The following is a 25553-nucleotide window of genomic DNA, read 5'->3' as shown; positions in this document are numbered from 1 at the left end:
ATAAATAGGCGCCAGTAGATAAATTGTCCTTCTGGCCGCTGACGATATCGTTACCGCATCTCAAATACTGTGCGCATAACTATGAAAGTTTCATTTCAATTTAAGCTGTTCATCTCCCTGGTGGCCTTTTTCTCCATCTTATTCGCTCTGCTTGGCGTTTATTATTATCTTGACGCCAGCCGCCAGCTGTATCAGGAAATGAGCGCCAGGGCGAAAATTCAGGCCGAAGAGATTGCGCTGATGCCCAATCTGCGCCAGCAGGTCAGCCTGCACGATCCGCAGGCTATCGGCGCCTTCATGAAGCAAATCGCCGCCCACAGCGACGCCAGCTTTATCGTCATCGGCGATGATAAAGGCGTACACCTTTTTCATTCCGTACACCCGGAATGGGTCGGCACGCGCTTAGTGGGTGGCGATAACCAGGCGGTGCTGGAAGGCAAAACTATCACCACCATCCGTAAAGGCGGTTTGGGCGTCTCACTTCGCAGTAAAACGCCCATTGTCGATGACAACGGGCGGGTGATCGGCATTGTCTCCGTTGGCTATCTGACCAGCTATCTCGATAGCATCACCGTGCAAAAGGTGGTGAATATTTTTGTCGCCGCCATTCTGTTGCTGATCGCCCTGTTTATCTTCTCCTGGTATTTTACCCGCAGCATTAAAAAGCAGATTTTTTCGCTGGAGCCGCGCGAAATTGGCCTGCTGGTACGCCAGCAAAAAGCGATGATGGAATCGATTTTCGAAGGGGTTATCGTTATCGACAGCCAGCGACGGATTGAAGTGATTAACCACGCCGCCCGCAGCCTGCTGGGGCTTAAGCAGCCCGCGCATCTGCTGCGCGGCAAATCGATTGATAGCGTGATCGCCCCGCAGCCGTTTTTCGCCAGCAGCGCGATGCTGGCGAACGATACGCACGATGAACTGTGTCGCTTTAACCAGCTGACGGTACTCGCCAGCCGGGTGCGCATCATGCTGGAAAACTCGCTACAGGGCTGGGTGATCACCTTCCGCGACCGCGATGAAATTAACGCCCTCACCGCTCAGCTCAGCCAGGTGAAACGCTATGTCGATAACCTGCGCATTATGCGCCACGAACAGCTCAACCGCATGACCACGCTCTCCGGCCTGCTGCATATGGGTCACTACGACGAAGCTATTCGCTATATACAGGCGCAATCGGAGCATGCCCAGGAGCTACTGGACTTCATCTCCTCGCGATTTCGTTCGCCGACGCTGTGCGGCCTGCTGCTGGGTAAAGCCACCCGCGCCTATGAAAAAGGCGTTGAGCTGAGCTTTGATCCGGCCTGTCGTATCGATCGCCCGCTGTCGTCGCTGATGGAGTCGGAACTTATTTCGATCATCGGCAATCTGCTGGATAACGCCATTGAAGCCACGCAACGCGCCGAACTACCGCACGAACCGGTCGAGGTACTGATTCAACTCAACGCCCGCGAGCTGATGATTGAGGTGGCCGACCGCGGTGTCGGTATCCGCCCGGATATTCGCGAGCGTATTTTTGAGCGCGGAGTGACGACAAAAACCCGTGGCGATCACGGTATTGGTCTGTATCTTATTGAACATTATGTGACTCAGGCTGGCGGCACGATTGAAGTCGCCGATAACGCGCCGCGCGGAACGATATTTACCCTGTTTATTCCCGCTGACCCGCCAGCCCATCCGCAACCGGAGGCCAACGATGCATCATGATTTGGTCGATGTGCTGATCATCGAAGATGAAAACGAGCTGGCCCGACTGCACGCCGAGCTCATTCAGAAACACCCGCGCATGCGGCTGGCGGGAATGGCCGCCTCGCTTTCTCAGGCGCGGCAGATGCTCAACGCCAGGCCGCCGCAGCTGGTCCTGCTGGATAATTATCTGCCGGACGGCAAAGGCGTCACGCTGATGACCGACCCGATTCTGGCCAACGCCAATTGTTCGGTCATTTTCATCACCGCCGCCAGCGATATGGAAACCTGCAGCCAGGCGATACGCAACGGCGCCTTCGACTACATTCTCAAACCGGTTTCGTGGAAACGCCTGAGCCAGTCGCTGGAGCGCTTTATTCAGTTTTACGACCAGCAGCGGGAATGGAAAATCGTCGATCAGCAAAACGTTGATTCCCTTTATCAGCTGCAGGCTAAAAATTTTCGCGCCGATAACGGCAGCAAAGGCATCGAGGAAAAGACCCTGGCGCTGGTGCAGAATTTATTTCATGGCCGCGAAACGCACTGCTTTTCAGTGGACGAAGTGGTCAGCGAAACCGGACTGAGCAAGACCACCGCCCGTCGTTATCTCGAGCACTGCGTGGAAGTGAGTTTTCTGGAAGTGGAAATGCTGTACGGAAAAATTGGCCACCCGCGGCGGATGTATCGCCGCGCGCAGGGCGCGAACTAAGGCTTCTCCATGAAGGAGAAGCCTTACGGGATTCAGAAGCCGCGCTGCTCTTTGATAAGCTCCCAGGCTTTCTGGATTTCCTGCGCTTTCTGTTTCGCCATTTCCATCATCTCCGGCGGCAGCCCTTTGGCCACCAGCTTGTCCGGGTGATGTTCGCTCATTAGTTTACGGTAAGCGCGCTTGACGGTTGTAGCATCATCGGTCGGCTTGACGCCGAGAACATTACAAGCGTCTTCAAGCGTCGGGCCGCGCTGTGCCTGCTGCCAGCCGCCATTGCCGCCGCGCTGACCATAGGATTGCTGCTGCGAGCCGCCGCCGAACTGCGCGCCGCCCTGCATCATGCGCAGGAACTGCTCAAACTGCGCACGCGAGATACCAAGCTCGTCGGCGATAACAAACAACACTTCGCGTTCATTGGGATGTAATTCGCCGTCGGCGAAGGCTGCCTGCAGCTGAATTTCCAGAAACATCCTAATTAAATCGAAGCGACCGAAACAGACGCTTCGCAGCTGGCGCATTTTCTCGCGCAGCGGGTAATTATCGGCCTTTCCGGCGCGAAATGCCTGCTGCGCCGCGGTGCGCGACTCGCCGTGCAGGTTCATACGATCCATCAGCACATTCGCCACATGAATATCGGCTTCCGTCACGCGCCCTTTCGATTTGGTCAAATGTCCCATCACTTCAAACGTGGTGGAAAAGAACAGCGACTGCCGTTCCTGCTGGTTGGCAAATAAATTCAGTCGACGGCTACGGGCCCGGTCAAACATATGCCCGACTAAAAAGCCAAGCACCACGCCCCAGAAGCCGCCGCCCATCAATAATGCAACCGCGACACCAATCACTTTACCCAAATACTGCATAGACTCCCCAATCTTTGTGCTACCAGTTAAGCTATATATGACCGCACGTTACCAAGCGTTGACGCCACGGTCATGTGGGACATCGCCTATAATTTGCTTTATCATACTCGCCATTCTACACGGTGCCTAACGCTCAGAAACGAAACGAGCGGATTAAGACTAGCGCGATTAAGATGAGTACGTTAGGCTCTGACCGTTTGCAAGCCGCTGCCACAAGATGACGGAACAACAAATAAAACGTATGAAAAAACGTATCCCCAGCCTCCTGGCCACCATGATCGCCAGCGCCTTGTATAGCCAACAGGGCATGGCCGCCGATCTCGCCACGCAATGTATGCTTGGCGTGCCAAGCTATAATCGTCCTCTCGTTGAAGGAAAGCCTAACGATCAACCGGTAACGATTGACGCCGATCATGCGAAAGGCAACTACCCTGATAATGCCGTGTTTACCGGCAACGTTGATATTAATCAGGGGAATAGTCGCCTGCAGGCCGACGAGGTGCAGTTGCATCAGCAGCAGCCGGCGGGCCAACCGCAGCCGGTGCGTACCGTTGATGCGCTTGGCAACGTTCACTATGACGACAACCAGGTCATTCTGAAGGGGCCGAAGGCGTGGTCGAACCTGAACACCAAAGATACTAACGTCTGGAAAGGCGACTATCAGATGGTTGGCCGTCAGGGGCGCGGTACCGCCGACCTGATGAAGCAGCGCGGCGAAAACCGCTATACCATTCTGGAAAACGGCAGCTTCACCTCCTGTCTGCCGGGTTCTGATACCTGGAGCGTCGTCGGCAGCGAAGTTATCCATGACCGCGAAGAGCAGGTTGCCGAAATCTGGAACGCGCGCTTTAAGCTGGGTTCCGTCCCTATTTTTTATAGCCCGTATCTGCAGCTGCCTGTCGGCGATAAGCGCCGCTCCGGCTTCCTGATCCCCAACGCCAAATACAGCACTAAAAATGGCGTTGAGTTCTCGCTGCCCTATTACTGGAATATCGCGCCGAACTTCGACGCCACCATTACGCCGCACTATATGAATAAACGCGGCGGCGTAATGTGGGAAAACGAATTCCGCTATCTGACCCAGGCGGGCGCAGGTTTATTCGAATTCGATTACCTGCCTTCCGATAAAGTGTACGAAGACGATCACTCCAACGACAGCAACAGCCGCCGCTGGATGTTCTACTGGAACCACAACGCGGTTATCGATCAGGTGTGGCGTCTGAACGCCGACTACACCAAAGTCAGCGACCCGGATTACTTTAACGACTTCAGCTCTAAGTACGGCTCCAGTACCGACGGCTACGCGACGCAGAAATTCAGCGCCGGTTACGTTAACCAGAACTTTGACGCCACCGTGTCGACCAAGCAGTTCCAGGTCTTCGACCGTAGCTCGAGCAACTCCTACGCTGCTGAGCCTCAGCTCGATATTAACGCCTACCAGAATGATGTCGGTCCGTTCGATACCCATCTGTATGCGCAGGCGGTGCACTTCGTCAACACCAACGGCGATATGCCGGAAGCGACGCGCCTGCACATGGAGCCGACGATCAACCTGCCGCTGTCTAACGGCTGGGGAAGCATCAATACCGAGGCGAAGCTGCTGGCGACCCACTATCAGCAGAGTAACCTCGATCAGTACAACACCGCTAACGGTACCGATTACAAAGATTCGGTTAACCGCGTGATGCCGCAGTTCAAAATCGACGGCAAAATGGTCTTCGAACGCGATATGCAGGAAGGGTATACCCAGACCCTGGAACCGCGCATGCAGTATCTGTATATCCCGTATCGCGACCAGAGCCACATTGGCGTCTACGACTCGACCCTGCTGCAGTCCGACTATAGCGGCCTGTTCCGCGACCGCTCCTACAGCGGCCTTGACCGTATCGCGTCAGCCAACCAGGTCACCACCGGCGTCACATCTCGCGTATATGATGACGCGGCCGTTGAACGTTTTAATATTTCCGTTGGTCAAATCTACTATTTCACCGAGTCTCGTACCGGTGCGGACAACATCAACTGGGAGAATAACGACACCACGGGTTCACTGGTCTGGGCCGGCGATACTTACTGGCGCATCACCGATAACTGGGGTTTACGCGGGGGGATCCAGTACGATACGCGTCTGGATAACGTCGCAACCGGCAACGGAACCATTGAATACCGCCGCGACGAAAACCGCTTAGTGCAACTGAACTACCGTTACGCGAGTCCGGAATATATTCAGGCGACGCTGCCTTCGTATTCCACCGCTCAGCAGTATAAAGAGGGTATTTCTCAGGTGGGAATGACCGCAAGCTGGCCGATTGTCGATCGTTGGTCAGTGGTCGGCGCGTACTACTTCGATACCAATACCAAAAAAGCGGCTAACCAGATGTTAGGGGTACAGTATAACTCTTGCTGCTACGCTATCCGCCTTGGCTACGAACGTAAGATCAACGGCTGGGATAACAACAACGGCGGCGAAAGCAAATACGACAACACCTTCGGTATCAACATCGAACTGCGTGGTCTGAGCTCCAACTATGGTCTTGGCACCCAGCAGATGCTGCGCTCGAACATTTTGCCGTACCAGAGCTCGCTGTAAGGCGTCTGGTTTAAAACGTAATCCGCATTTGCGGTTAATTGAAATGGAAAAAGTATGAAGAACTGGAAAACGCTGCTTCTCGGTATCGCCATGATCGCGAATACCAGTTTCGCCGCCCCGCAGGTGGTCGATAAAGTAGCGGCTGTCGTCAATAATGGCGTTGTTCTGGAAAGCGACGTCGATGGTCTGATGCAGTCGGTGAAGCTCAACGCTGGTCAGGCGGGACAGCAGCTGCCGGATGACGCGACCCTGCGTCATCAGATCCTCGAAAGATTGATCATGGACCAGATCGTTCTGCAAATGGGTCAGAAAATGGGCGTGAAAGTCAGCGACGATCAGCTTGACCAGGCCATTGCCAACATCGCCAAACAGAACAACATGTCGATGGATCAGATGCGTAGCCGTCTGGCCTATGAAGGCATCAACTACAACACCTACCGTAATCAGATCCGTAAAGAGATGCTGATTTCGGAAGTACGTAACAACGAAGTGCGCCGCCGCATCACCGTGCTGCCGCAGGAAGTTGAAGCGCTGGCCAAGCAGATTGGCGATCAGAACGATGCCAGCACCGAACTCAACCTGAGCCATATTCTGATCGCGCTGCCGGAAAACCCGACCTCCGATCAGGTTGCGGCTGCGGAAGAGCAGGCGAAGTCCGTCGTTGAACAGGCCCGTAGCGGCGCTAACTTCGGCAAACTGGCTATCACCTATTCCGCTGACCAGCAGGCGCTGAAAGGCGGCCAGATGGGTTGGGGCCGTATTCAGGAGCTGCCGGGTATCTTCGCTCAGGCGCTGAGCACCGCGAAGAAAGGCGATGTTGTCGGTCCGATTCGTTCCGGCGTCGGCTTCCATATCCTGAAAGTTAACGATATGCGCGGCGGCAGCCAGAACATCTCCGTCACCGAAGTCCATGCCCGCCACATCCTGCTGAAGCCGTCGCCGATCATGAACGACGCGCAGGCCCAGGCGAAGCTGGAACAGATTGCCGCTGACATTAAGAGCGGTAAGACCACTTTCGATAAAGCGGCGAAAGAGTTTTCCCAGGATCCGGGTTCCGCCAATCAGGGCGGCGACTTAGGCTGGGCGACGCCGGATATCTTCGATCCCGCGTTCCGCGATGCGCTGATGCGCCTCAACAAAGGCCAGACTAGCGGCCCGGTTCACTCCTCTTTCGGCTGGCACCTGATCCAACTGATGGATACCCGCAACGTCGACAGAACCGACGCCGCGCAGAAGGACCGTGCTTACCGCATGCTGATGAACCGCAAATTCTCTGAAGAAGCGGCCACCTGGATGCAGGAACAGCGCGCCAGCGCTTACGTCAAAATTCTGAGCAACTAAAGCTCTCCCCTCTCCACGCCTTAAAGGCGTATCGGGAGGGTAGACCGGTCGCCCCAGCTACGGCTGGGGTCGACTGCGCAGCCGGGCCTTCCTGGCCCGAAGGAACGTTTCTATGCAACGTGTTGTTATCACTCCCGGCGAACCCGCAGGGATTGGTCCCGATCTTGTCGCCGAGCTTGCGCAGCGCGACTGGCCGGTTGAACTGGTTATTTGCGCCGATGGCGCCCTGTTAACTGACCGAGCCCGCCAGCTCGGTCTTCCTTTATCGCTCCTCCCTTACGATCCAACCCGTCCTCCACAGCCGCAGCGGGCGGGCACGCTTACGCTACTTCCCGTTGCCCTCAACGCGCCGGTACAGCCGGGTATGCTTAATGTCGCTAACGGCAGCTATGTGGTGGAAACCCTGGCGCGCGCCTGCGATGGCTGCCTTAAGGGTGAATTCGCCGCGTTGATTACCGGGCCGGTGCACAAAGGCAACATCAATGACGCCGGTATTGCCTTCACCGGCCATACCGAGTTCTTTGAAGAACGCGCTCACGCCAGCAAAGTGGTGATGATGCTGGCGACCGAAGAACTGCGGGTCGCACTGGCCACCACCCACCTGCCGTTAAAAGCGATAAGCGAGGCGATCACGCCGGAGCTGCTGCGTGAAGTGATAACCATCCTGGATGCCGATCTGCGGCATAAATTCGGTATCGCTCAGCCGCACGTGCTGGTTTGCGGCCTGAATCCCCACGCCGGCGAAGGCGGTCATATGGGGACGGAAGAGATCGATACCATTATTCCGGTGCTCGAAGAGATGCGGGCGAAGGGCATGAATTTAAGCGGTCCGCTGCCTGCGGATACCCTTTTTCAGCCAAAATATCTCGATAATGCCGATGCGGTACTCGCGATGTACCACGATCAGGGCCTGCCCGTGCTAAAATACCAGGGCTTTGGCCGCGGCGTGAATATTACGCTCGGTTTACCTTTTATTCGTACCTCCGTTGACCACGGGACCGCGCTGGAATTAGCCGGTCAGGGAAAAGCGGACGTCGGCAGTTTTATCACGGCGCTTAATCTCGCCATCAAAATGATTGTTAATACCCAATGAATAATCGAGTCCATCAGGGCCATTTAGCCCGTAAACGCTTCGGGCAAAACTTTCTCAACGATCAGTTCGTGATCGACAGCATTGTTTCGGCCATCAATCCTCAGAAAGGCCAGGCGATGGTCGAAATCGGCCCGGGTCTCGCCGCGCTGACCGAGCCGGTCGGCGAACGCCTCGACCAGTTAACCGTTATCGAGCTGGACCGCGATCTGGCGGCCCGCCTGCAGACCCATCCGTTCCTCGGACCTAAGCTGACCATTTACCAGCAGGATGCGATGACCATGAACTTCGGCGAACTGTCGGAGAAAATGGGCCAGCCGCTGCGCGTCTTCGGCAACCTGCCGTACAACATCTCTACGCCGCTGATGTTCCACCTCTTCAGCTATACTGATGCCATTGCCGATATGCACTTTATGCTGCAGAAGGAAGTGGTTAATCGTCTGGTTGCCGGGCCGAATAGTAAAGCGTATGGTCGATTAAGCGTAATGGCGCAGTACTACTGCCAGGTGATCCCGGTACTTGAAGTCCCGCCGACCGCTTTTACGCCGCCGCCAAAAGTGGATTCCGCCGTCGTGCGCCTGGTGCCGCATCGCACCATGCCGTACCCGGTGAAGGATGTCCGCGTGCTGAGCCGTATCACTACCGAAGCCTTCAACCAGCGCCGTAAGACCATTCGCAATAGTCTCGGCAATCTGTTTAGCGTTGAAGTGCTGACGGAGCTGGGCGTCGACCCGGCGGTACGTGCGGAAAATATTTCTGTAGAGCAGTACTGTAAGATGGCCAACTGGTTATCCAACAATCTGCCTTCGAAGGAGAGCTAACCATGATTAATTCGCCTCGTGTTTGCGTCCAGGTGCAAAGCGTCTATATCGAATCGCAATCTTCTCCGGAAGAAGAGCGCTACGTCTTCGCTTACACCGTCACCATTCGCAACCTGGGGCGGAGTCAGGTTCAGCTTCTCGGCCGCTACTGGCTTATCACCAATGGACACGGTCGCGAGACGGAAGTCCAGGGTGAAGGGGTCGTCGGCGAACAGCCGCACATCCCTGCCGGCGAAGAGTATCAATACACCAGCGGCGCGGTTATCGAAACGCCGCTGGGCACCATGCAGGGTCATTATGAGATGATTGATAGCAACGGCGTACCGTTCACTATCGAGATCCCTGTCTTCCGTCTCGCAGTTCCAACGCTTATACATTAAAACAATGGCTACATACCTTATTGGCGACATTCATGGTTGCTACGATGAACTGATCGCATTGCTGGAGCAGGTGGAGTTTAACCCTGATACGGACACGCTGTGGCTCACCGGCGACCTGGTCGCGCGCGGCCCCGGCTCTCTGGAAGTGCTGCGGTTCGTGAAAACGCTCGGCGATAGCGTGCGCATCGTGCTGGGCAACCATGACCTGCATCTGCTGGCGGTGTTTGCCGGCATTAGCCGCAACAAGCCCAAAGACCGCCTGACGCCGCTGCTGGAAGCACCGGACGCTGACGAACTGCTCAACTGGCTGCGTCGCCAGCCGCTGATGCAGGTCGACGAAGAGAAAAAGCTGGTGATGGCTCATGCCGGCATCACGCCGCAGTGGGATCTGGAAACCGCCAAACAGTGCGCGCGCGATGTCGAAGCCGTGCTGGCGAGCGACTCCTATCCGTTCTTCCTCGACGCGATGTATGGCGATATGCCGAACCACTGGAGCAACGAGCTCAGCGGCCTGGCGCGCCTGCGCTTTATCACCAACGCCTTCACCCGCATGCGCTATTGCTTCCCGAACGGCCAGTTGGATATGTACAGCAAAGAGGCGCCGGAAGACGCGCCTGCCCCGCTTAAGCCATGGTTTGCCATTCCGGGCCCGGTTGCCCGCGAGTACAGTATCGCCTTTGGTCATTGGGCGTCGCTGGAAGGCCGCGGTACCCCGGAAGGCATCTACGCGCTGGATACCGGCTGCTGCTGGGGAGGGGACCTGACCTGCCTGCGCTGGGAAGATAAAACGTATTTCACCCAGCGTTCCAACCGCCAGAAAAGCCTCGACGAAGGCGAAGCGGTCGCCTCCTGAGTCGATCCCGGATGGCGGCGCGCTGCGCCTTATCCGGGCTACCTCCGGTACGGGAGATTCCTGATAAAACAAAACCCCGGCCACGCCTGACGCGACCGGGGTTTTTTAATCCACGCTATGTTAGCTTAACGACGCTCGAGGATCTCGAAGCAGTAGCTATGGGAATTTTGCGCGTCGGCATCGTGGAACTCACTGAACACCGATTCCCACTCGTCCGGATCGTAATCCGGGAAATGGGTATCGCCTTCCACTTCCGCATCAATATGGGTCAGGTAGAGTTTGTGCGCTTTCGGCAGGAACTGCTCGTAAACGCGGCCACCGCCAATCACCATAATCTCTTCCGCGTCGCCGCAGGCGGCAATCGCTTCATCAACAGACTTCACCCACTGCACGCGATCGTCGCTGCCTGGCTTGCTGCTGATAACGATATTTTTACGTCCTGGCAACGGGCGACCGATGGATTCCCAGGTCAAACGCCCCATTACCACCGGCTTGTTTAAGGTATTACGTTTAAACCAGGCGAGATCGGCAGGCAAGTCCCATGGCATAGCGTTCTCCATGCCAATTACGCGATCTACAGCTAACGCCGCAATCAGACTAATCATTGAAAATATCCCGAATGCAAAAAATTGCCGCCACTATACGGAAAGCGTAATACTTCGTCGACTGAACGAAGAGTAAAGAATAAGAAAATTTTTAGATTTGCTGGCGAGCCCACGTAACCCTCATGAGCCGCCAGATCAGGAACTAAATTGAAAACAAAATGTTAGCTGTAAAGTTAACGCAACATCTGCTTACCACCTCAGGTTGAAGGCTTATTCTCCGGCTCATCGCGAACGTCTCCGGTGTGCCGTCCTTCTTCGGTACCTTGCCAGCCGTGACGCTGCACCAACGACAGATGATTACGGTCCTCATTGATGATGCCGGTAAGCATATCGCTGGTTCGCTTGAACACCGCCACGCGAGAGGCGGCATCATTTTCCGCCATCGCCACCATCTCTTCCACCATCTGCTGGTTGAAACGGCGGAACAGATCGGCGCGCTCGCGGGCCTCATAAGCGCCCAGACCTAAGGCCTCCAGCGTCATACGGCCGCTTTTCAGCGCCGATTCGAAGGTTTCACGCTCCGGCGCTTCCACTCCGGCCTGGCGCAGCTGAATGTAGTGATCGACATCGCGGGCGCGCGAAATGATCTGCAGATGTGGGAAGTGCTCTTTCGCCAACTCCACCAGCTGCAGGCTAGCCTGCGGATCGTCGATGGCGTTGATCAGCACTTCCGCCTTTGCCGCTCCCGCCGACTCCAGCAGATCCACCCGCGTAGCATCGCCGTAAAACACCTTCATATCGAACTTGCGCAAGGTATCAACGTGGTCCGGGTCGTGATCGAGGATAACCATTTTCACGCCGCTGGAAAGCAGCACGCGCCCGGCAATCTGCCCATAGCGGCCAAAACCGGCGATAATCACCCGCGGCTGCTCTTCGTCAATCTCATCCGCTTCGCGCTCCTGGCCGCTGGCGGATTTCTCCATCCGCGTCAGCAGCACCAGCAGAATGGGCGTTGCCGCCATTGATAGCGCCACCGCCAGCGTCAGCGCCTTCGCCCACTCGCTATCCAACACATCGGCCATCTGCGCGGCGCCGAAGACCACGAAAGCGAACTCACTTCCCTGCCCCAGCAGTACGGCAAACCAGCGTCGCTGCGCGCGCGGTACACCCAGTGGTTTAGCAATCAGCCATAGCATCAGAGCCTTAATCGCCAAAAAACCCACCAGCAGGATCAGGATACGTAGCGGATGGGTGACGAGGGTACCGAAGTCGATAGACATACCGACGCCGATAAAGAACAGCCCCAACAGCAACCCTTTAAACGGTTCGATATCGCTCTCCAGCGCATGGCGGTATTCAGAACTTGCCAGAAGCACCCCGGCAAGAAACGCGCCCATCGCCATCGACAGCCCGACTTCCTCAAGCAGCAATCCGAAGCCAAAGACCAGGAACAGGGCCACGGCGCTGAATACTTCGCGCAGACCGGAACGGGCAACGAAGCGCAGCACCGGGCGGGTCAGATAGCGCCCTAATAGCACCACCAGCGCCAGCGCGCCGGCCACTTTCAACGCCGACAGCGCAAACGCGGCCAGGGTCGTTGAACCGCCGCTGGCCGCCAGCAGCGGAATCATCGCGACCAAAGGAATAGCGGCGATATCCTGGAACAACAGCACGGCAAAGGCGCTCCGCCCTAGTTGCGTCACCGTCAGGTTACGTTCGTTCATCGCCTGCATGGCAATCGCCGTCGACGACAGCGCCAACGTCATCCCGATAAGCTCCGCCACCTGCCAGCGCAAGCCAAGCAGCATGCAGAACAGCCCGATAAACGCGCCGCACACCACCATTTGCAGCGCACCGCCGCCAAATACCGAGGCGCGCAGTTTCCATAGGCGCTGCGGATCCAACTCAAGGCCTATAACAAACAACATCAGCACCACGCCGATTTCGGCGAAATGCAGAATCGCCTCAGCGTCAGTGACCAGTCGCAGTCCCCATGGGCCGATAACGCAGCCGGCAATCAGATATCCCAGCACCGATCCCAGTCCCAGACGCACGGCGATCGGCACGATAAGCGCAGCGGAGCCGAGGTAAATCAGCGCCTGTATTAGCGTATGGCTATCCATTGTTATGCGTCTCCTGCCATTCGATTAAGCGTTGACGATAATGACGGGCCTGCGCCTGCAGCGTTTCGTCATCGCAGATAAAGGTACAGTGCATCGCAAACGGCGGCAGCCATTTCATGCCACAGTACAGCGCCGTCGCCTGCAGAGGCTGCGCCAGCACGTCAAAGCCGGGGAATGAACCAATATCGAAATGGCTTTCGCCGCCGCCGGTGGTAACCGCCCACATCAGCGATTTACCGTGTAACGCAATACCGTTGTGGCCGTACGCCCAGCCGTGGGACAGTACTTTATCCATCCACAGTTTTAACAGCGGTGGAACGCTGTACCACTGCATCGGATGCTGCCAGATAACCAGATCGGCGCGCGCCAGCGCCGCCTGCTCGGCAGCGATATCGATATTGAAGTCGGGATATAGCTCATAGAGGGAGCGTATCTCTACGCCATCAAGCGTCCCTGCTTGCTCAAGCATCCGCTTATTCGCATGCGAGTGATGCGGATAAGGATGCGAGTAAATTATCAGAATCATGAATGGGCCTGTCTTTTGTATTCTTGTAGCAGTGAGTGTAGACAGTTAACTCGCTCACTGAAAGGGGGGAATGCCTGAGGAGAAGTCGAATACAGCCAATGATAATCCTTCCATCACGAAAGAATTGCAGACGATCCAGGGGGCAATCGTCGTCCCTTTTAATTCCCCATACGAATTTATTATTACTAATAATACAGTCGATGCATATTTTAAGACGAGATTAAATCATTCTTTAATAAATAAACCTATACAGTCCACAATGTACAACCAATAATTTTACGCTCTTCATCTTGAGCCTAAAAATTTTCAATCTAAAAACGAAATTCTAATATATAGCGTTAACCGGAAGCGCTATTTACGCAAATGGACGTGTATATGAGCAACAAACACTTTGAACTAAACAGAACAACCAAAACACTGGCGAGAATATTTCCCGCCTTATTAATGTTTACGCCAATTGTTGTCAGCGCAGGCACGATTGACCAGTCAACTTCAGTACCGCAAAACTTCTCCACCGACACGGAATACGCCATCAGTAGAGACGTCACCGTCTCCTCCGCAGATAACACCCCAGCAGTATCCGTTAGCGGAATGAACGTCAAAAAAGTTACCAATGAAGGCAATATTGCCGGAACGGGAATCGGACTGGATATTAATATCGAAGGTCAATCCGTTGAAATTAATAATAATGAAAATGCAATTATTTCATCTGCAACTGATAATGCCGTTAACGTACAATCAATGGCAGGTGATTTTAATAATAGCGGAATCATTACTGGCGCTAACAACGGTATTTTCGTTAGCGAAGAGTCATCGGCAATTAGTATCACCAATACCGATACCGGCGTGATCACCGGGAAAAACGGCCTGAGTTCGCAAATTGGCCTCGGGTTAGATAACAGCGGCGCCATCACCGGTACCGCAGGCGATGGTGTTGCGTTAAGCAACGGCAACAGCAAAATTAACAACAGCGGCACCGTGCAGGGCAGCCAGAACGGGATCAACATCGTTGATAGCGCGAAAGCCGATATCATCAACAGCGGTTTACTTGGCGGCGGCGATGCGGCCGTTATGTTTGCCAGCAGCAAAAATAACAGCCTGGTACTCAATACCGGCTCTTCCCTCATCGGCGATGTCATCTCCACGGGCTCAACGGGTAACACCGTCTCGCTGGTCGGTACCGGAACGGAAGACAGTAACTTTGTCGGCCTTAACGACGGCGACGGTTTTGCCTCCGTGAAAATGAACGGTGAAAACTGGACGCTCACCGGCAACCTCGACATCATCGGCAGCGGCGATTCCCTCCAGGTGAATAGCGGCCAGTTAACGCTGGGGGGCGCTGTCGCTAATAGCGGTAACACGCTGGTCGCGGAAGCGGCCACGCTGCAGTTGGGCGACGGGCAGAAAACCGCAACCCTCACCGGTAGCCTGACCAATAACGGCACGCTGATCTTCAATCAGGGAAGCGACTCTACTTTTGCCACCGGCATCATCGGTAGCGGTAACGTGGAAAAAGTCGATACCAACACGCTGACGCTCACCGGCGCCAATAGCTATACCGGCGATACCGTGCTCAAAAGCGGCACGACTCTGGTCGCAGAAGGCGCGACCCTCGGAGCATCCGGTAGCGATGCCACCCTCACTATCAACAATGGCGCGCAATTTGCCAGCGCAGGCGAAGTCAATAACAACATTGATATCCTCAGCGGAGGTGTCCTCGCGGCGTGGAATGCAATTGAAGGAAACGCCACGTTAAGAACATCCGGCGTCGACACCATCAATGGCAATGTGAGCAACAGCGGCACGCTGTTGCTTAGCGCCGCGGATAATAGCGTTGGCAACAATTTTACGATTAACGGCGACTATAGCGGTTCTGCCGGCAGCCAAATCGTGATGAACAGTCAGGTTGGCGAAGACAGTTCACCGACCGACCATTTGTCGATCACCGGCAGCAGCTACGGTCAATCCGGCATCAGTATCGCCAACATCGGCGGAATGGGCGCGCAAACCGTTAATGGCATGGAGATTGTCAGCGTCGGCGGCAGTTCTGAAGCACAGCTAACCTTGTCAAAACCAGTTGTCGCCGGAGCTTATGAATACGATCTTTATCAGCACAACAACGGCAACTGGTATCTGGAATCCAAAGCGACCCCGTCTGACGATCCGTCGGATGATACCGACGATGATGACAGCGGCACCGATGGCGGCAGCGGCACCGATGGCGGCAGCAATACCGATGGCGGCAGCAATACCGATGGCGGCAACAATACCGATAATGGCGATCAATCCGCGCCAGAAGTAATGGCCCCGGAAGTCGGTGCTTATCTGGGCAACTATCTTGCGGCACAGAGTATGTTCCTGCATAAACGTGACGATCGCGACCAGCTCACTTTCCGCAACGAAGACAATCTGAACACCTGGATGTACGTGAAGGGCCGCTATCATGAGAACGACGCCGGCGGCGATAAAGTCAGCTACGACACCACCACCACCGTGCTCCAGCTCGGCAGTGATTTCATGAGCAAGCCGATGGACAAAGGAATGCTGCGTGCGGGCGGCATGTTTGGCGCAGGCCAGGCGAAAACGGATTCGGATGCGAAACACAACGTGCGTGATGCGCAGGGTAAAGTCGACGGTTTCAACGTTGGCCTGTACGCCACCTGGCAGGAAGATCCGAAATTACGTCTCGGCAGCTACATCGATACCTGGGCGTCATACAGCTGGTATAACAACACCGTCACCAGCAATCGCAACAATGAAAAGTATGACAGTAAAGGTTTTGCCGCCTCTGTTGAAGTCGGCCATGCGTGGGTGATCCCTTCAGAAAGCGCGCGTACGTGGAAGATTGAGCCTCAGGCGCAGGTGATCTACAGCTATCTCGATCAGGAAAATCATACCGACCCGGATGGCGTGCGGGTAACCACCCTGGACAACAATAGCCTGTTTGGCCGTCTCGGCGTGAAGAGCAGCTACTTCGAGCAGCACGATGTTAAAGCATGGCAGCCGTATATCGCGGTGAACTGGTTGAAAGGCGCGGGTCAAAACGATCTGGCGTTCAATGGTGAAAAAGTCAGCAACGATACGCCGGACGACCGCGGTCAGTTAGAGCTGGGCGTGACCGGCAATGTGAACGAGACGACCACTATCTCGCTGCGCGCCAGCGGCGAATGGGGTGAAAACAGCTACGCCGCTTATGGCGGCCACATTCTGCTGAATCACCGTTGGTAATCGCCGTACAATGAAAGGTAAAAAGCAGTGGCCGAAGCCACTGCTTTTTTTTAGTTATCCAGCTCGTCCATAGACTTCACCTGGTCGCGATTAATCTGCTCCACGCGACCGGTTTCCGCATTTTTGTAGGATACCAGGCCAGTATCATCATCGACCTGCGGCTTACCGCTGGTCACAATTGTTTTGCCATCTGTCGTTTTGAGCGACTGATTTGATGAGCAACCTGCCACAAATACCATCGCCGTTGCCGCCAGCGCGGATGCCACCAGAATTTTGTTCCGCATTGTATCCTCCTGTCTTTTCATCAATTGGTATCGTTATCGTGCTAACTATAGTTAGCCTGACCTGACAGACAGATAAAAGCAGAACTCTCCGAAGATGAGTGCCGTAAAAAAATGGGGCTGACGATATCGTCAGCCCCTGTGTTTCGCTTTCCGGCCCGGCCGGTACGCTTATTTGGTGATTTGCGCGTGCATTTCCTGCACCGAAATGACCTTCTCGGTCGCATCGGCATTCAGCGCCATCGCGGTGGCGAAACCGCCGTTCAGGGTGGTGTCATAATGCACCTTGTACTGCAGCGCGCTGCGGCGAATCAGCTTGGAGTCTTCAATCGCCTGACGTCCTGCGGTGGTATTGATGATGTAGGTATACTCGCCATTCTTGATACGGTCCTGAATGTGCGGACGACCTTCATGCACCTTGTTCACCAAACGCGGGTTGATACCGGCTTCGCCCAGAACAATCGCAGTACCGTGGGTTGCATCCAGCTCGAAGCCCTGTTTCAGCAGTTTTGCCGCCAGGTCGACAACGCGCTCTTTGTCGCCTTCGCGAACGGAGAGCAGCGCGCGGCCCTGTTTCTTCATCGTGGAGTTGCTGCCCAGCTGCGCTTTGGCGAACGCTTCCGCGAAGGTGCGGCCCACGCCCATCACTTCCCCGGTAGAGCGCATTTCCGGCCCTAACAGCGGGTCAACGCCCGGGAATTTGTTGAACGGCAGCACCACTTCTTTGACCGAATAGTACGGCGGGATGATTTCTTTGGTGACGCCCTGCTGCGCCAGCGTTTTACCAGCCATCACGCGCGCCGCCACTTTCGCCAGCGGTACGCCGGTGGCTTTCGACACGAACGGTACGGTACGCGCCGCGCGCGGGTTGACTTCAATCAGGTACACTTCGTTGTTCTTCACCGCGAACTGTACGTTCATCAAGCCGCGAACCTGCAGCTCGAAGGCCAGCTTCTGCACCTGCTCGCGCATCACATCCTGAATCTCTTTGCTCAGAGTGTAGGCAGGCAGAGAACAGGCGGAGTCGCCGGAGTGTACGCCCGCTTGTTCGATGTGCTCCATGATGCCGCCAATCAGCACCATTTCGCCATCGCAGATAGCGTCGACGTCAACTTCAACCGCGTCGTCGAGGAAGCGGTCCAGCAGTACCGGCGCATCGTTGGAGACGCTCACCGCGGTCTGGAAGTAACGGCGCAGGTCAGCCTCGTCGTAGACGATTTCCATCGCGCGGCCGCCCAGTACGTAGGACGGACGCACCACCAGCGGATAACCGATCTCTTTTGCCTTCTCAACCGCTTGCTCAAGCGCGGTCACGGTGGCGTTCGCCGGCTGCTTCAGCTTCAGGCGGTCAACCGCATGCTGGAAGCGCTCGCGGTCTTCAGCACGGTCGATAGCATCCGGGCTGGTGCCGATAACCGGTACGCCTGCGGCTTCCAGTTCACGCGCCAGCTTCAGCGGGGTCTGGCCGCCGTACTGCACGATAACGCCTTTCGGCTTCTCGATGCGCACGATTTCCAGAACGTCCTCAAGCGTTACCGGCTCGAAGTACAGACGGTCGGAGGTGTCGTAGTCGGTCGAAACGGTTTCCGGGTTACAGTTAACCATGATGGTCTCGTAACCGTCTTCGCGCAGCGCCAGCGAGGCGTGTACGCAGCAGTAGTCAAATTCGATACCCTGGCCGATACGGTTCGGGCCGCCGCCGAGAACCATGATTTTATCGCGGTCTACGGACGGGTTGGATTCGCACTCGTCTTCATAGGTGGAATACATGTAGGCGGTATCGGTGGCGAATTCCGCCGCGCAGGTATCCACGCGCTTGTAGACCGGGTGCAGGTTGTACTGGTCGCGCAGCTTGCGGATTTCCGCTTCGCGCACGCCCGCCAGCTTCGCCAGACGCGCATCGGCAAAGCCTTTACGCTTCAGGTGACGCAGGAAATCAGCGTCGAGGCCGTTGATGCCCACTGCCGCCACTTTCTCTTCCAGGCGCACCAGTTCTTCGATTTGTACCAGGAACCAGCGGTCGATGTTGGTCAGGTTGAAGACGCCGTCGACGGAGAGACCGGCGCGGAAGGCATCAGCGATGTACCAGATACGCTCGGCGCCCGCGTCTTTCAGCTCGCGGCGGATTTTGGTCAGCGCTTCCGGATCGTCGAGGCTGACTTTCGGGTCGAAGCCGGTGGCGCCCACTTCCAGACCGCGCAGTGCTTTCTGCAGCGATTCCTGCTGCGTGCGGCCAATTGCCATCACTTCGCCGACGGATTTCATCTGCGTTGTCAGACGGTCGTTAGCGCCAGCGAATTTTTCGAAGTTAAAGCGTGGAATTTTGGTCACAACGTAATCGATGGACGGTTCGAAGGAGGCCGGAGTACGGCCGCCGGTGATATCGTTCATCAGTTCGTCGAGGGTGTAACCCACCGCCAGCTTCGCTGCCACTTTGGCAATCGGGAAGCCGGTCGCTTTGGAAGCCAGCGCCGAAGAGCGGGAGACGCGCGGGTTCATTTCGATGACGATCAGGCGACCATCTTTCGGGTTCACCGAGAACTGTACGTTAGAGCCGCCGGTTTCCACGCCGATTTCACGCAGTACCGCCATCGAGGCGTTACGCATGATTTGGTATTCTTTGTCGGTCAGGGTCTGCGCCGGGGCGACGGTGATGGAGTCGCCGGTGTGAATCCCCATGGCATCGAAGTTTTCAATCGAGCAGACGATAATGCAGTTATCGTTCTTATCGCGCACCACTTCCATCTCGTACTCTTTCCAGCCGATCAGCGATTCATCAATCAGCAGTTCGTTGGTCGGAGAGAGATCCAGGCCGCGTTCGCAGATTTCTTCGAACTCTTCGCGGTTATAGGCAATACCGCCGCCGGTGCCGCCCATAGTAAAGGACGGACGGATGATGCATGGGAAGCCAACGTCAGCGGCCACCGCCAGCGCTTCTTCCATGGTGTGCGCAATGCCGGAACGCGCGGTGTCGAGGCCGATTTTCTTCATCGCCACGTCGAAGCGACGGCGGTCTTCCGCTTTATCGATCGCATCGGCGGTCGCGCCAATCATGGTCACGCCGAACTCTGCCAGCACGCCCTGACGCTCCAGCTCCAGCGCGCAGTTCAGCGCGGTCTGGCCGCCCATGGTCGGCAGCACCGCGTCCGGGCGCTCTTTTTCGATAATTTTACGCACCACTTCCCAGTGAATCGGCTCGATATAGGTCGCATCGGCCATTTCCGGGTCGGTCATGATAGTCGCCGGGTTGGAGTTCACCAGAATAACGCGGTAACCCTCTTCGCGCAGGGCTTTACAGGCCTGGGCGCCAGAGTAGTCAAACTCACACGCCTGACCGATAACAATCGGGCCCGCGCCCAGAATCAGGATACTTTTTATGTCTGTACGTTTTGGCATGGCTCTTTTACTCCTGATTATTTCGCGGACTGACGGTATTGCTCAATTAACTCGATAAAGTGGTCGAACAGCGGCGCGGCATCGTGCGGGCCCGGGCTCGCTTCAGGGTGACCCTGGAAGCTAAACGCCGGCTTGTCGGTACGATGGATCCCCTGCAGGGTGCCGTCGAACAGTGACTTATGGGTCACGCGCAGGTTGGCAGGCAGCGTCGCTTCATCAACGGCAAAGCCGTGGTTCTGGGCGGTAATCATCACGACGTTGTTATCGATATCTTTAACCGGGTGGTTGCCGCCGTGGTGGCCGAATTTCATCTTAATGGTCTTCGCACCGCTCGCCAGCGCCAGCAGCTGATGGCCGAGACAGATGCCAAAGACCGGAATATCGGTGGTGAGGAATTTTTCAATCGCCGTGATGGCGTAATCGCACGGCGCCGGGTCGCCTGGGCCGTTGGAGAGGAAAATACCGTCCGGATTCAGCTTAAGCACGTCTTCAGCCGACGTTTGCGCCGGAACGATAGTCAGGCGACAACCGCGGTCAACCAGCATCCGCAGGATGTTGCGCTTGGCGCCGAAGTCATAAGCCACGACGTGGAACGGCAGCTCGCTTTCCGCCTTCGCTTCCGGCAGGTCGCCCGCCAGTGTCCAGCTCCCCTGGGTCCAGGCGTAGGTTTCTGCGGTAGTGACCTCTTTCGCCAGATCCATACCGTTCAGGCCAGGGAACGCCTGGGCTTTTTCCAGCGCCAGCTGGGCATCAAGGTTATCGCCCGCGATGATGCAGCCATTCTGCGCCCCTTTCTCACGCAGTAAACGCGTCAGCTTACGGGTATCGATATCGGCAATGGCCACAATGTTATGGCGCTTGAGGTAAGAAGAAAGGTCTTCGGTATTGCGGAAGTTGCTGGCAATCAGCGGCAGGTCGCGGATCACCAGACCTTGTGCGTGTACCCGGGAAGATTCTTCATCGGCGGCGTTGGTGCCGACATTACCAATATGGGGATAAGTAAGAGTGACGATTTGGCGGGAATAGGAAGGATCAGTGAGGATTTCTTGATAACCGGTCATTGAAGTATTGAAAACGACTTCCCCAACCGCCGTGCCGGTTGCCCCAATGGCCCGACCGTGAAACTGGGTTCCGTCTTCCAGAACCAAAAGCGCTGACTTAATCAAAACACCCTCCAGAGAATATTCACTCACTTTATTTGCATATTAATGCAGAACGTAGATCTGAATCAATGCAAATTTTTGCCCGCAGAATTTTGGCAAACGGCGGCATTTTGGAGAGATGTCGGGTAAAAGTCAACTTAAAGCGGATATTTTTAATCTTATTTTACGCCACTGGCGCGTAACGGGCGTTTTTCACGGTAAAAAGATCAACTAACCTGGTTGAGAAAACGCTTGCGGGCGAGGAAAACTGTAAAATCACTCGACGGAGGGGGAAAAAGTGGACCAGATGGTCAAAATTTACAATTCAATAACTAAAAACATTAGTAAGATATAGTTTTTTGAAGCTTTAAGAAGAAAAAAAGATAAAATCAGTCAAAATAAAAAAGGGCAATAAAATATTGCCCTTTGCAATCAATTACATATTGAATGCAATAACCACATCACGATGGGTAATAATCATTATAAAGCATTCAGATCAAGCACATCTTTCATGTCAAATAGACCATTTTTTTTGCCTTTCAGCCACAAAGCAGAACGAACGGCGCCATTGGCAAATGTCATCCGGCTGGAGGCCTTATGGGTAATTTCGATACGTTCGCCGATATCAGCGAACATCGCCGTATGTTCGCCGACGATGTCGCCCGCGCGAACGGTAGCGAAACCAATAGTACCCGGAACACGTTCACCGGTATGGCCCTCACGGCTGTAGACGGCGCAGTCCTTCAGATCTTTGTTCAGTGCCCCGGCGATCGCCTCACCCATCGCCAGCGCGGTGCCTGACGGGGCGTCCACTTTATGCCTATGGTGCGCTTCGATGATTTCGATATCGGTATAATCGCCCATCACCTTCGCCGCCTTCTCCAGCAGCTTTAACAACACGTTGACGCCAACGCTAAAGTTAGCGGCAAAGACGATAGCAATCTCCTGTGCGGCATCGCTAATCGCCTGCTTTCCGGCATCATCAAAACCGGTAGTGCCGATCACCATCCCTTTGCCGTACTGACGGCAGAAAGCCAGATGGTTGAGCGTGCCTTCCGGGCGGGTAAAATCGATTAAAACATCGAAATCATTGCTTACCGCCGCCAGGCTGCTTTGGACGGTAACGCCTGATTTACCAACGCCCGCCAGCTCGCCCGCATCGCTGCCCACCAGGCTCGAACCTTCGCGCTCCAGCGCCGCGCCAAGCGCCACGCCGTCCATTTGCAGCGCAGCCTGAATTAACTGGCGTCCCATCCGGCCGCCCGCGCCGGCGATGGCCACGCGGATTTGTGCATCTTGCATAGCTATTCTCTTTTGTTAACTTCACGTGAATTGTTTTCAGAGTAACCAGCCCATTGCATAGCCGCTACTCAAAAACGCCGATAATTAGAAATTTATGACAAACGGCGGTCGATATCAGTAAAAACTATATGATTGTGCCGCGATTCGGCGTTTAAGTAGTGAAATTCGGGAGGGGCACGTAGCGCCCCGCCCGCGCGACGCGGGCTAAGGCGTTGTTGTACGCAATCAAAGGGGGAAAAGCGCGCCTGCGGGGAAAGCGGATAAAAACCAGGTTACCGCCAATAAATCTGCGCTGCCGCCGGGGCTGAGATGGCGAGCAATCAGCTCGTCGTCGAGTTGGCGTAGCGCCTCCAGCCCACCGTCAGCCATGACGCCGCCCTGCCACAACAGCCGCTGCGCCTCCTGCTGCACAAAGTTCAGGCCGGCAAGCCCGCCGCGCGAAACCAGATTGGTGTCATCATTCCATGCCATCAGATGCAGCAAGGTTTGCAGCAGCGCCAGGTTACTATCGCCGGTCTCTTCCATCATGCGGTTGAACACCGGCAGCGCCTGGGTGCGTACGGTACGAAAGCCGCTCTCAGCCTCGCCGCGAGCACCGGAGAGGCCGTAACGTAGAAAATGGGCTTCGCCTTTGCTTAACGGTTCGCCGCTGGAAGCGGAGAGTTCTTGCATAACCATGCCGCGACAGAATCGCGCCACCTGGTCGCACAGCCGATGCTGTTCAATCGGCTCGCCTTTCGATACCAGCCTTCCCGCCGCCGCGCTCAGCAAACCAAAAGCGAAGATCGCCCCACGATGGGTATTCACTCCGCCGGTGGCCTCCAGCATATCGTTTTCGCAGGCCATCCCCACCGGACGCAGCATCATTAACACCTGTTCCGGCACGATCGCCGCGGTATCGTGGCCCATGATGAAAAATTTCTCCATCCACGGCGCCACCACCGCGGTACTGGCCTCAAACGAGGCCAGGTCCATATCGTGATGGGCGCCAGCGTTACGAATATCCACCAACCCGGGCTTTGGGGTCAGGCGAACTTCGGTCAACAGCGCGCGCTCTACCGCGCTGACCACCTCTTCAGCGTTCAGCGGTTTCACGCGCAGCGAACGCTGCGGATTGATTAACACTTCGCTCATTGCCCTTCCCCCTCTGCATTTAGTCGCTGTTTTTCACCTGACGAATAACATCAAGCACGGAGCCATCGCGATAGCGCACCACCGCCACCACCCGATCGGTAAACTCGATCGGCTGCGGCTTGCCGGTTAGCAGTTCCGCACGCTGCTGCAGTTCCTCAATAGTCATCAGCGCAATGCCCGCGTTGCGCAAATTGTCGATCAGATCCTGGCGCGCCGGGTTTACCGCTATGCCATGGTCGGTGACCAGCACATCTACGCTGGCTCCCGGCGTGACGCGGGTCAGCACTTTTTCCACGACGCAGGGAATACGGCCGCGAACTAATGGCGCGGTAATGATGGTCAAATCCGCGCCGGCGGCGGTATCGCTATGGCCGCCGGATGCGCCGCGCAGTACGCCATTGGAGCCGGTCATCACGTTAACGTTAAAGTCGGTATCGATTTCCAGCGCGCTGAGCATCACCACGTTTAAGCGCTCGCAGGAGGCGCCTTTAGAGCCCGGGCTGGCATACTGGTTGGTGGAAATCTCTACGTGATTCGGGTTCTGCGCTAATGAACGCGCCGCGTCGCCATCAAACGACTGGGTATCGAGCAGCGTTTTAATCAACCCTTTTTCGTGCAGGTCAACCATCGTCCCGGTGATCCCGCCAAGGCCAAAGCTGGCGGTAATACCGTTACGGCGCATTTTGTCTTCGAGGAAGCGGCTCACCGCCAGCGAGGCCCCGCCGGTACCGGTCTGCAGCGAGAAACCGTCTTTAAAGTAACCGGAATGCTCAACGACTTTCGCCGCCTGACGGGCGATTAGCAGCTCACGCGGGTTGCTGGTCAGACGGATCGCGCCAGCGGTGATTTTTTCCGGATCGCCGACTTCGTCCACCTGAACAATCAGATCCACCTGATCCTGAGCGATGCTGGCCGGGTAGTTAGGGTAAGCCACCCACTCTTCGGTCAGCAGCACCACGCATTTGGCATGTTCCGCATCAACGCGCGCGTAGCCCAGCGAACCGCAACGTGATTTTCCGCTAAAGCCGTTGGCATTACCAAACTCATCGCAGCAGGGGACGCCGAGAAACGCGACATCAATCGACAGCTCGCCGCTTTGAATCAGCTGTACGCGACCGCCATGGGAGTGGATCTGTACCGGGTTTTCCATCAAGCCGGCGGAGATCTCCTCGCCGAGCTTACCGCGCAGGCCGGAGGTGTAGATCTGGCGGATCACGCCATTTTTAATATGCTCGATCAGCGGCCAGTGGGCGTCGATCAGCGAACTGGATGCCAGCGTCAGATCGCGAAAACCCATTTCCGCCAGCTTCGCCACCACCATATTGACGACTTTGTCACCGCCGCGAAACGCGTGGTGGAACGAAATGGTCATGCCGTTTTGCAAACCGGAACGACGAATCGCCGTTTCCAGCGAATCGCAGATTTTACGCTGACGTTTTTCGCTTTCGCTGGCCAACCACGGGCTTTTCGCCGTCACGCCCGCATAAGGCGCTAACCCTTCCGGCATCACGTACTGCTGATTAAGCATTGTTACTGTCTCTTTCATCTT

Annotated in this window: 19 protein-coding genes; 9 read left to right on the top strand and 10 right to left on the bottom strand. The window is 55.8% G+C overall.

Annotated features, from left to right (window positions below; all coding sequences use genetic code 11):
- Positions 1–81 precede the first annotated feature (81 nt).
- Positions 82–1707: an ATP-binding protein gene (locus ACSEMK_RS09785; RefSeq protein WP_087860912.1), complete on the top strand. Its 1626-nt coding sequence runs from the start codon at positions 82–84 to the stop codon at positions 1705–1707.
- Complete coding sequence (locus ACSEMK_RS09780; RefSeq protein ID WP_045397296.1) at positions 1697–2395, top strand: response regulator; 699 nt, start codon at positions 1697–1699, stop codon at positions 2393–2395. Before ACSEMK_RS09785 ends, ACSEMK_RS09780 begins: the two co-directional genes overlap by 11 nt.
- Positions 2396–2427: 32 nt before the next feature.
- Here ACSEMK_RS09780 and djlA read toward each other — a convergent pair whose 3' ends face one another.
- Positions 2428–3255: a co-chaperone DjlA gene (gene djlA / locus ACSEMK_RS09775; RefSeq protein WP_015704375.1), complete on the bottom strand. Its 828-nt coding sequence runs from the start codon at positions 3253–3255 to the stop codon at positions 2428–2430.
- A gap of 241 nt (positions 3256–3496) precedes the next feature.
- Here djlA and lptD point away from each other — a divergent pair, with 241 nt between their 5' ends.
- The 6 genes from lptD to apaH all read left to right on the top strand — a co-directional run bounded on the left by lptD (position 3497) and on the right by apaH (position 10327).
- On the top strand, positions 3497–5842 hold the full coding sequence (gene lptD / locus ACSEMK_RS09770; protein ID WP_032713339.1) for an LPS assembly protein LptD: 2346 nt from the start codon (positions 3497–3499) through the stop codon (positions 5840–5842).
- Positions 5843–5896: 54 nt separating this feature from the next.
- Complete coding sequence (gene surA, locus ACSEMK_RS09765; RefSeq protein WP_015368289.1) at positions 5897–7183, top strand: peptidylprolyl isomerase SurA; 1287 nt, start codon at positions 5897–5899, stop codon at positions 7181–7183.
- Positions 7184–7295: 112 nt separating this feature from the next.
- Positions 7296–8276: a 4-hydroxythreonine-4-phosphate dehydrogenase PdxA gene (gene pdxA / locus ACSEMK_RS09760; protein WP_113374396.1), complete on the top strand. Its 981-nt coding sequence runs from the start codon at positions 7296–7298 to the stop codon at positions 8274–8276.
- Positions 8273–9094 carry a 16S rRNA (adenine(1518)-N(6)/adenine(1519)-N(6))-dimethyltransferase RsmA gene (gene rsmA / locus ACSEMK_RS09755; RefSeq protein WP_015368291.1) on the top strand — a complete coding sequence of 274 codons (822 nt, stop codon included), beginning with the start codon at positions 8273–8275 and terminating at the stop codon, positions 9092–9094. Before pdxA ends, rsmA begins: the two co-directional genes overlap by 4 nt.
- A 2-nt stretch (positions 9095–9096) precedes the next feature.
- The gene (gene apaG, locus ACSEMK_RS09750) at positions 9097–9474 is read left to right on the top strand and encodes a Co2+/Mg2+ efflux protein ApaG (RefSeq protein ID WP_087860914.1); all 378 of its coding nucleotides are present in this window, start codon (positions 9097–9099) and stop codon (positions 9472–9474) included.
- 4 nt (positions 9475–9478) lie between these two features.
- Positions 9479–10327, top strand: coding sequence for a bis(5'-nucleosyl)-tetraphosphatase (symmetrical) ApaH (gene apaH / locus ACSEMK_RS09745; protein WP_045397283.1), 849 nt, complete (start codon positions 9479–9481; stop codon positions 10325–10327).
- A gap of 125 nt (positions 10328–10452) precedes the next feature.
- Here the strand turns inward: apaH and folA are convergent, their stop codons facing one another.
- From folA to kefF, 3 genes are all read right to left on the bottom strand, one after another.
- A complete protein-coding gene (gene folA, locus ACSEMK_RS09740; RefSeq protein WP_015368294.1) occupies positions 10453–10932 on the bottom strand; it encodes a type 3 dihydrofolate reductase in 480 nt (159 codons plus the stop codon).
- A gap of 197 nt (positions 10933–11129) precedes the next feature.
- Complete coding sequence (gene kefC / locus ACSEMK_RS09735) at positions 11130–12995, bottom strand: glutathione-regulated potassium-efflux system protein KefC (RefSeq protein WP_015368295.1); 1866 nt, start codon at positions 12993–12995, stop codon at positions 11130–11132.
- Positions 12988–13521 carry a glutathione-regulated potassium-efflux system oxidoreductase KefF gene (gene kefF, locus ACSEMK_RS09730; protein WP_087860915.1) on the bottom strand — a complete coding sequence of 178 codons (534 nt, stop codon included), beginning with the start codon at positions 13519–13521 and terminating at the stop codon, positions 12988–12990. Before kefF ends, kefC begins: the two co-directional genes overlap by 8 nt.
- A gap of 375 nt (positions 13522–13896) precedes the next feature.
- Here kefF and ACSEMK_RS09725 point away from each other — a divergent pair, with 375 nt between their 5' ends.
- Positions 13897–16749: an autotransporter outer membrane beta-barrel domain-containing protein gene (locus ACSEMK_RS09725; RefSeq protein WP_435336418.1), complete on the top strand. Its 2853-nt coding sequence runs from the start codon at positions 13897–13899 to the stop codon at positions 16747–16749.
- Between the two features lie 50 nt (positions 16750–16799).
- Here ACSEMK_RS09725 and ACSEMK_RS09720 read toward each other — a convergent pair whose 3' ends face one another.
- The 6 genes from ACSEMK_RS09720 to citF form a co-directional block, all read right to left on the bottom strand.
- Entirely contained in the window at positions 16800–17033 is a 234-nt protein-coding gene (locus ACSEMK_RS09720; RefSeq protein ID WP_015704368.1) for a YgdI/YgdR family lipoprotein, read from the bottom strand.
- 168 nt (positions 17034–17201) lie between these two features.
- Positions 17202–20426 (bottom strand): carbamoyl-phosphate synthase large subunit, encoded by a 3225-nt coding sequence (gene carB / locus ACSEMK_RS09715; protein ID WP_087860917.1) that lies wholly within the window; start codon positions 20424–20426, stop codon positions 17202–17204.
- A 17-nt stretch (positions 20427–20443) separates the two neighbouring features.
- Positions 20444–21592: a glutamine-hydrolyzing carbamoyl-phosphate synthase small subunit gene (gene carA / locus ACSEMK_RS09710; RefSeq protein WP_308957716.1), complete on the bottom strand. Its 1149-nt coding sequence runs from the start codon at positions 21590–21592 to the stop codon at positions 20444–20446.
- Positions 21593–22048: 456 nt separating this feature from the next.
- Positions 22049–22870, bottom strand: a complete 822-nt coding sequence (dapB, locus tag ACSEMK_RS09705; RefSeq protein ID WP_087860920.1) for a 4-hydroxy-tetrahydrodipicolinate reductase — start codon at positions 22868–22870, stop codon at positions 22049–22051.
- A 225-nt stretch (positions 22871–23095) separates the two neighbouring features.
- Positions 23096–24004, bottom strand: coding sequence for a triphosphoribosyl-dephospho-CoA synthase CitG (gene citG, locus ACSEMK_RS09700; protein ID WP_308957717.1), 909 nt, complete (start codon positions 24002–24004; stop codon positions 23096–23098).
- 19 nt (positions 24005–24023) lie between these two features.
- Entirely contained in the window at positions 24024–25550 is a 1527-nt protein-coding gene (citF, locus tag ACSEMK_RS09695; RefSeq protein WP_308957718.1) for a citrate lyase subunit alpha, read from the bottom strand.
- Positions 25551–25553: the final 3 nt, after the last annotated feature.

Source organism: Klebsiella sp. K-3 (assembly GCF_051207495.1).
Taxonomy (GTDB): Bacteria; Pseudomonadota; Gammaproteobacteria; order Enterobacterales; family Enterobacteriaceae; genus Klebsiella; species Klebsiella aerogenes.
This window is presented reverse-complemented; position numbering and strand designations above follow the sequence as displayed.

What these genes read in the sequence shown, in the direction of transcription:
- kefF (WP_087860915.1), bottom strand. Translation starts at nt 13,521, where the DNA reads ATGATTCTGATAATTTACTCGCATCCTTATCCGCATCACTCGCATGCG.
- dapB (WP_087860920.1), bottom strand. Translation starts at nt 22,870, where the DNA reads ATGCAAGATGCACAAATCCGCGTGGCCATCGCCGGCGCGGGCGGCCGG.
- citF (WP_308957718.1), bottom strand. Translation starts at nt 25,550, where the DNA reads ATGAAAGAGACAGTAACAATGCTTAATCAGCAGTACGTGATGCCGGAA.
- apaH (WP_045397283.1), top strand. Translation starts at nt 9,479, where the DNA reads ATGGCTACATACCTTATTGGCGACATTCATGGTTGCTACGATGAACTG.
- djlA (WP_015704375.1), bottom strand. Translation starts at nt 3,255, where the DNA reads ATGCAGTATTTGGGTAAAGTGATTGGTGTCGCGGTTGCATTATTGATG.
- rsmA (WP_015368291.1), top strand. Translation starts at nt 8,273, where the DNA reads ATGAATAATCGAGTCCATCAGGGCCATTTAGCCCGTAAACGCTTCGGG.
- carB (WP_087860917.1), bottom strand. Translation starts at nt 20,426, where the DNA reads ATGCCAAAACGTACAGACATAAAAAGTATCCTGATTCTGGGCGCGGGC.
- ACSEMK_RS09720 (WP_015704368.1), bottom strand. Translation starts at nt 17,033, where the DNA reads ATGCGGAACAAAATTCTGGTGGCATCCGCGCTGGCGGCAACGGCGATG.
- lptD (WP_032713339.1), top strand. Translation starts at nt 3,497, where the DNA reads ATGAAAAAACGTATCCCCAGCCTCCTGGCCACCATGATCGCCAGCGCC.
- ACSEMK_RS09785 (WP_087860912.1), top strand. Translation starts at nt 82, where the DNA reads ATGAAAGTTTCATTTCAATTTAAGCTGTTCATCTCCCTGGTGGCCTTT.
- surA (WP_015368289.1), top strand. Translation starts at nt 5,897, where the DNA reads ATGAAGAACTGGAAAACGCTGCTTCTCGGTATCGCCATGATCGCGAAT.
- citG (WP_308957717.1), bottom strand. Translation starts at nt 24,004, where the DNA reads ATGAGCGAAGTGTTAATCAATCCGCAGCGTTCGCTGCGCGTGAAACCG.
- pdxA (WP_113374396.1), top strand. Translation starts at nt 7,296, where the DNA reads ATGCAACGTGTTGTTATCACTCCCGGCGAACCCGCAGGGATTGGTCCC.
- kefC (WP_015368295.1), bottom strand. Translation starts at nt 12,995, where the DNA reads ATGGATAGCCATACGCTAATACAGGCGCTGATTTACCTCGGCTCCGCT.
- apaG (WP_087860914.1), top strand. Translation starts at nt 9,097, where the DNA reads ATGATTAATTCGCCTCGTGTTTGCGTCCAGGTGCAAAGCGTCTATATC.
- ACSEMK_RS09780 (WP_045397296.1), top strand. Translation starts at nt 1,697, where the DNA reads ATGCATCATGATTTGGTCGATGTGCTGATCATCGAAGATGAAAACGAG.
- folA (WP_015368294.1), bottom strand. Translation starts at nt 10,932, where the DNA reads ATGATTAGTCTGATTGCGGCGTTAGCTGTAGATCGCGTAATTGGCATG.
- ACSEMK_RS09725 (WP_435336418.1), top strand. Translation starts at nt 13,897, where the DNA reads ATGAGCAACAAACACTTTGAACTAAACAGAACAACCAAAACACTGGCG.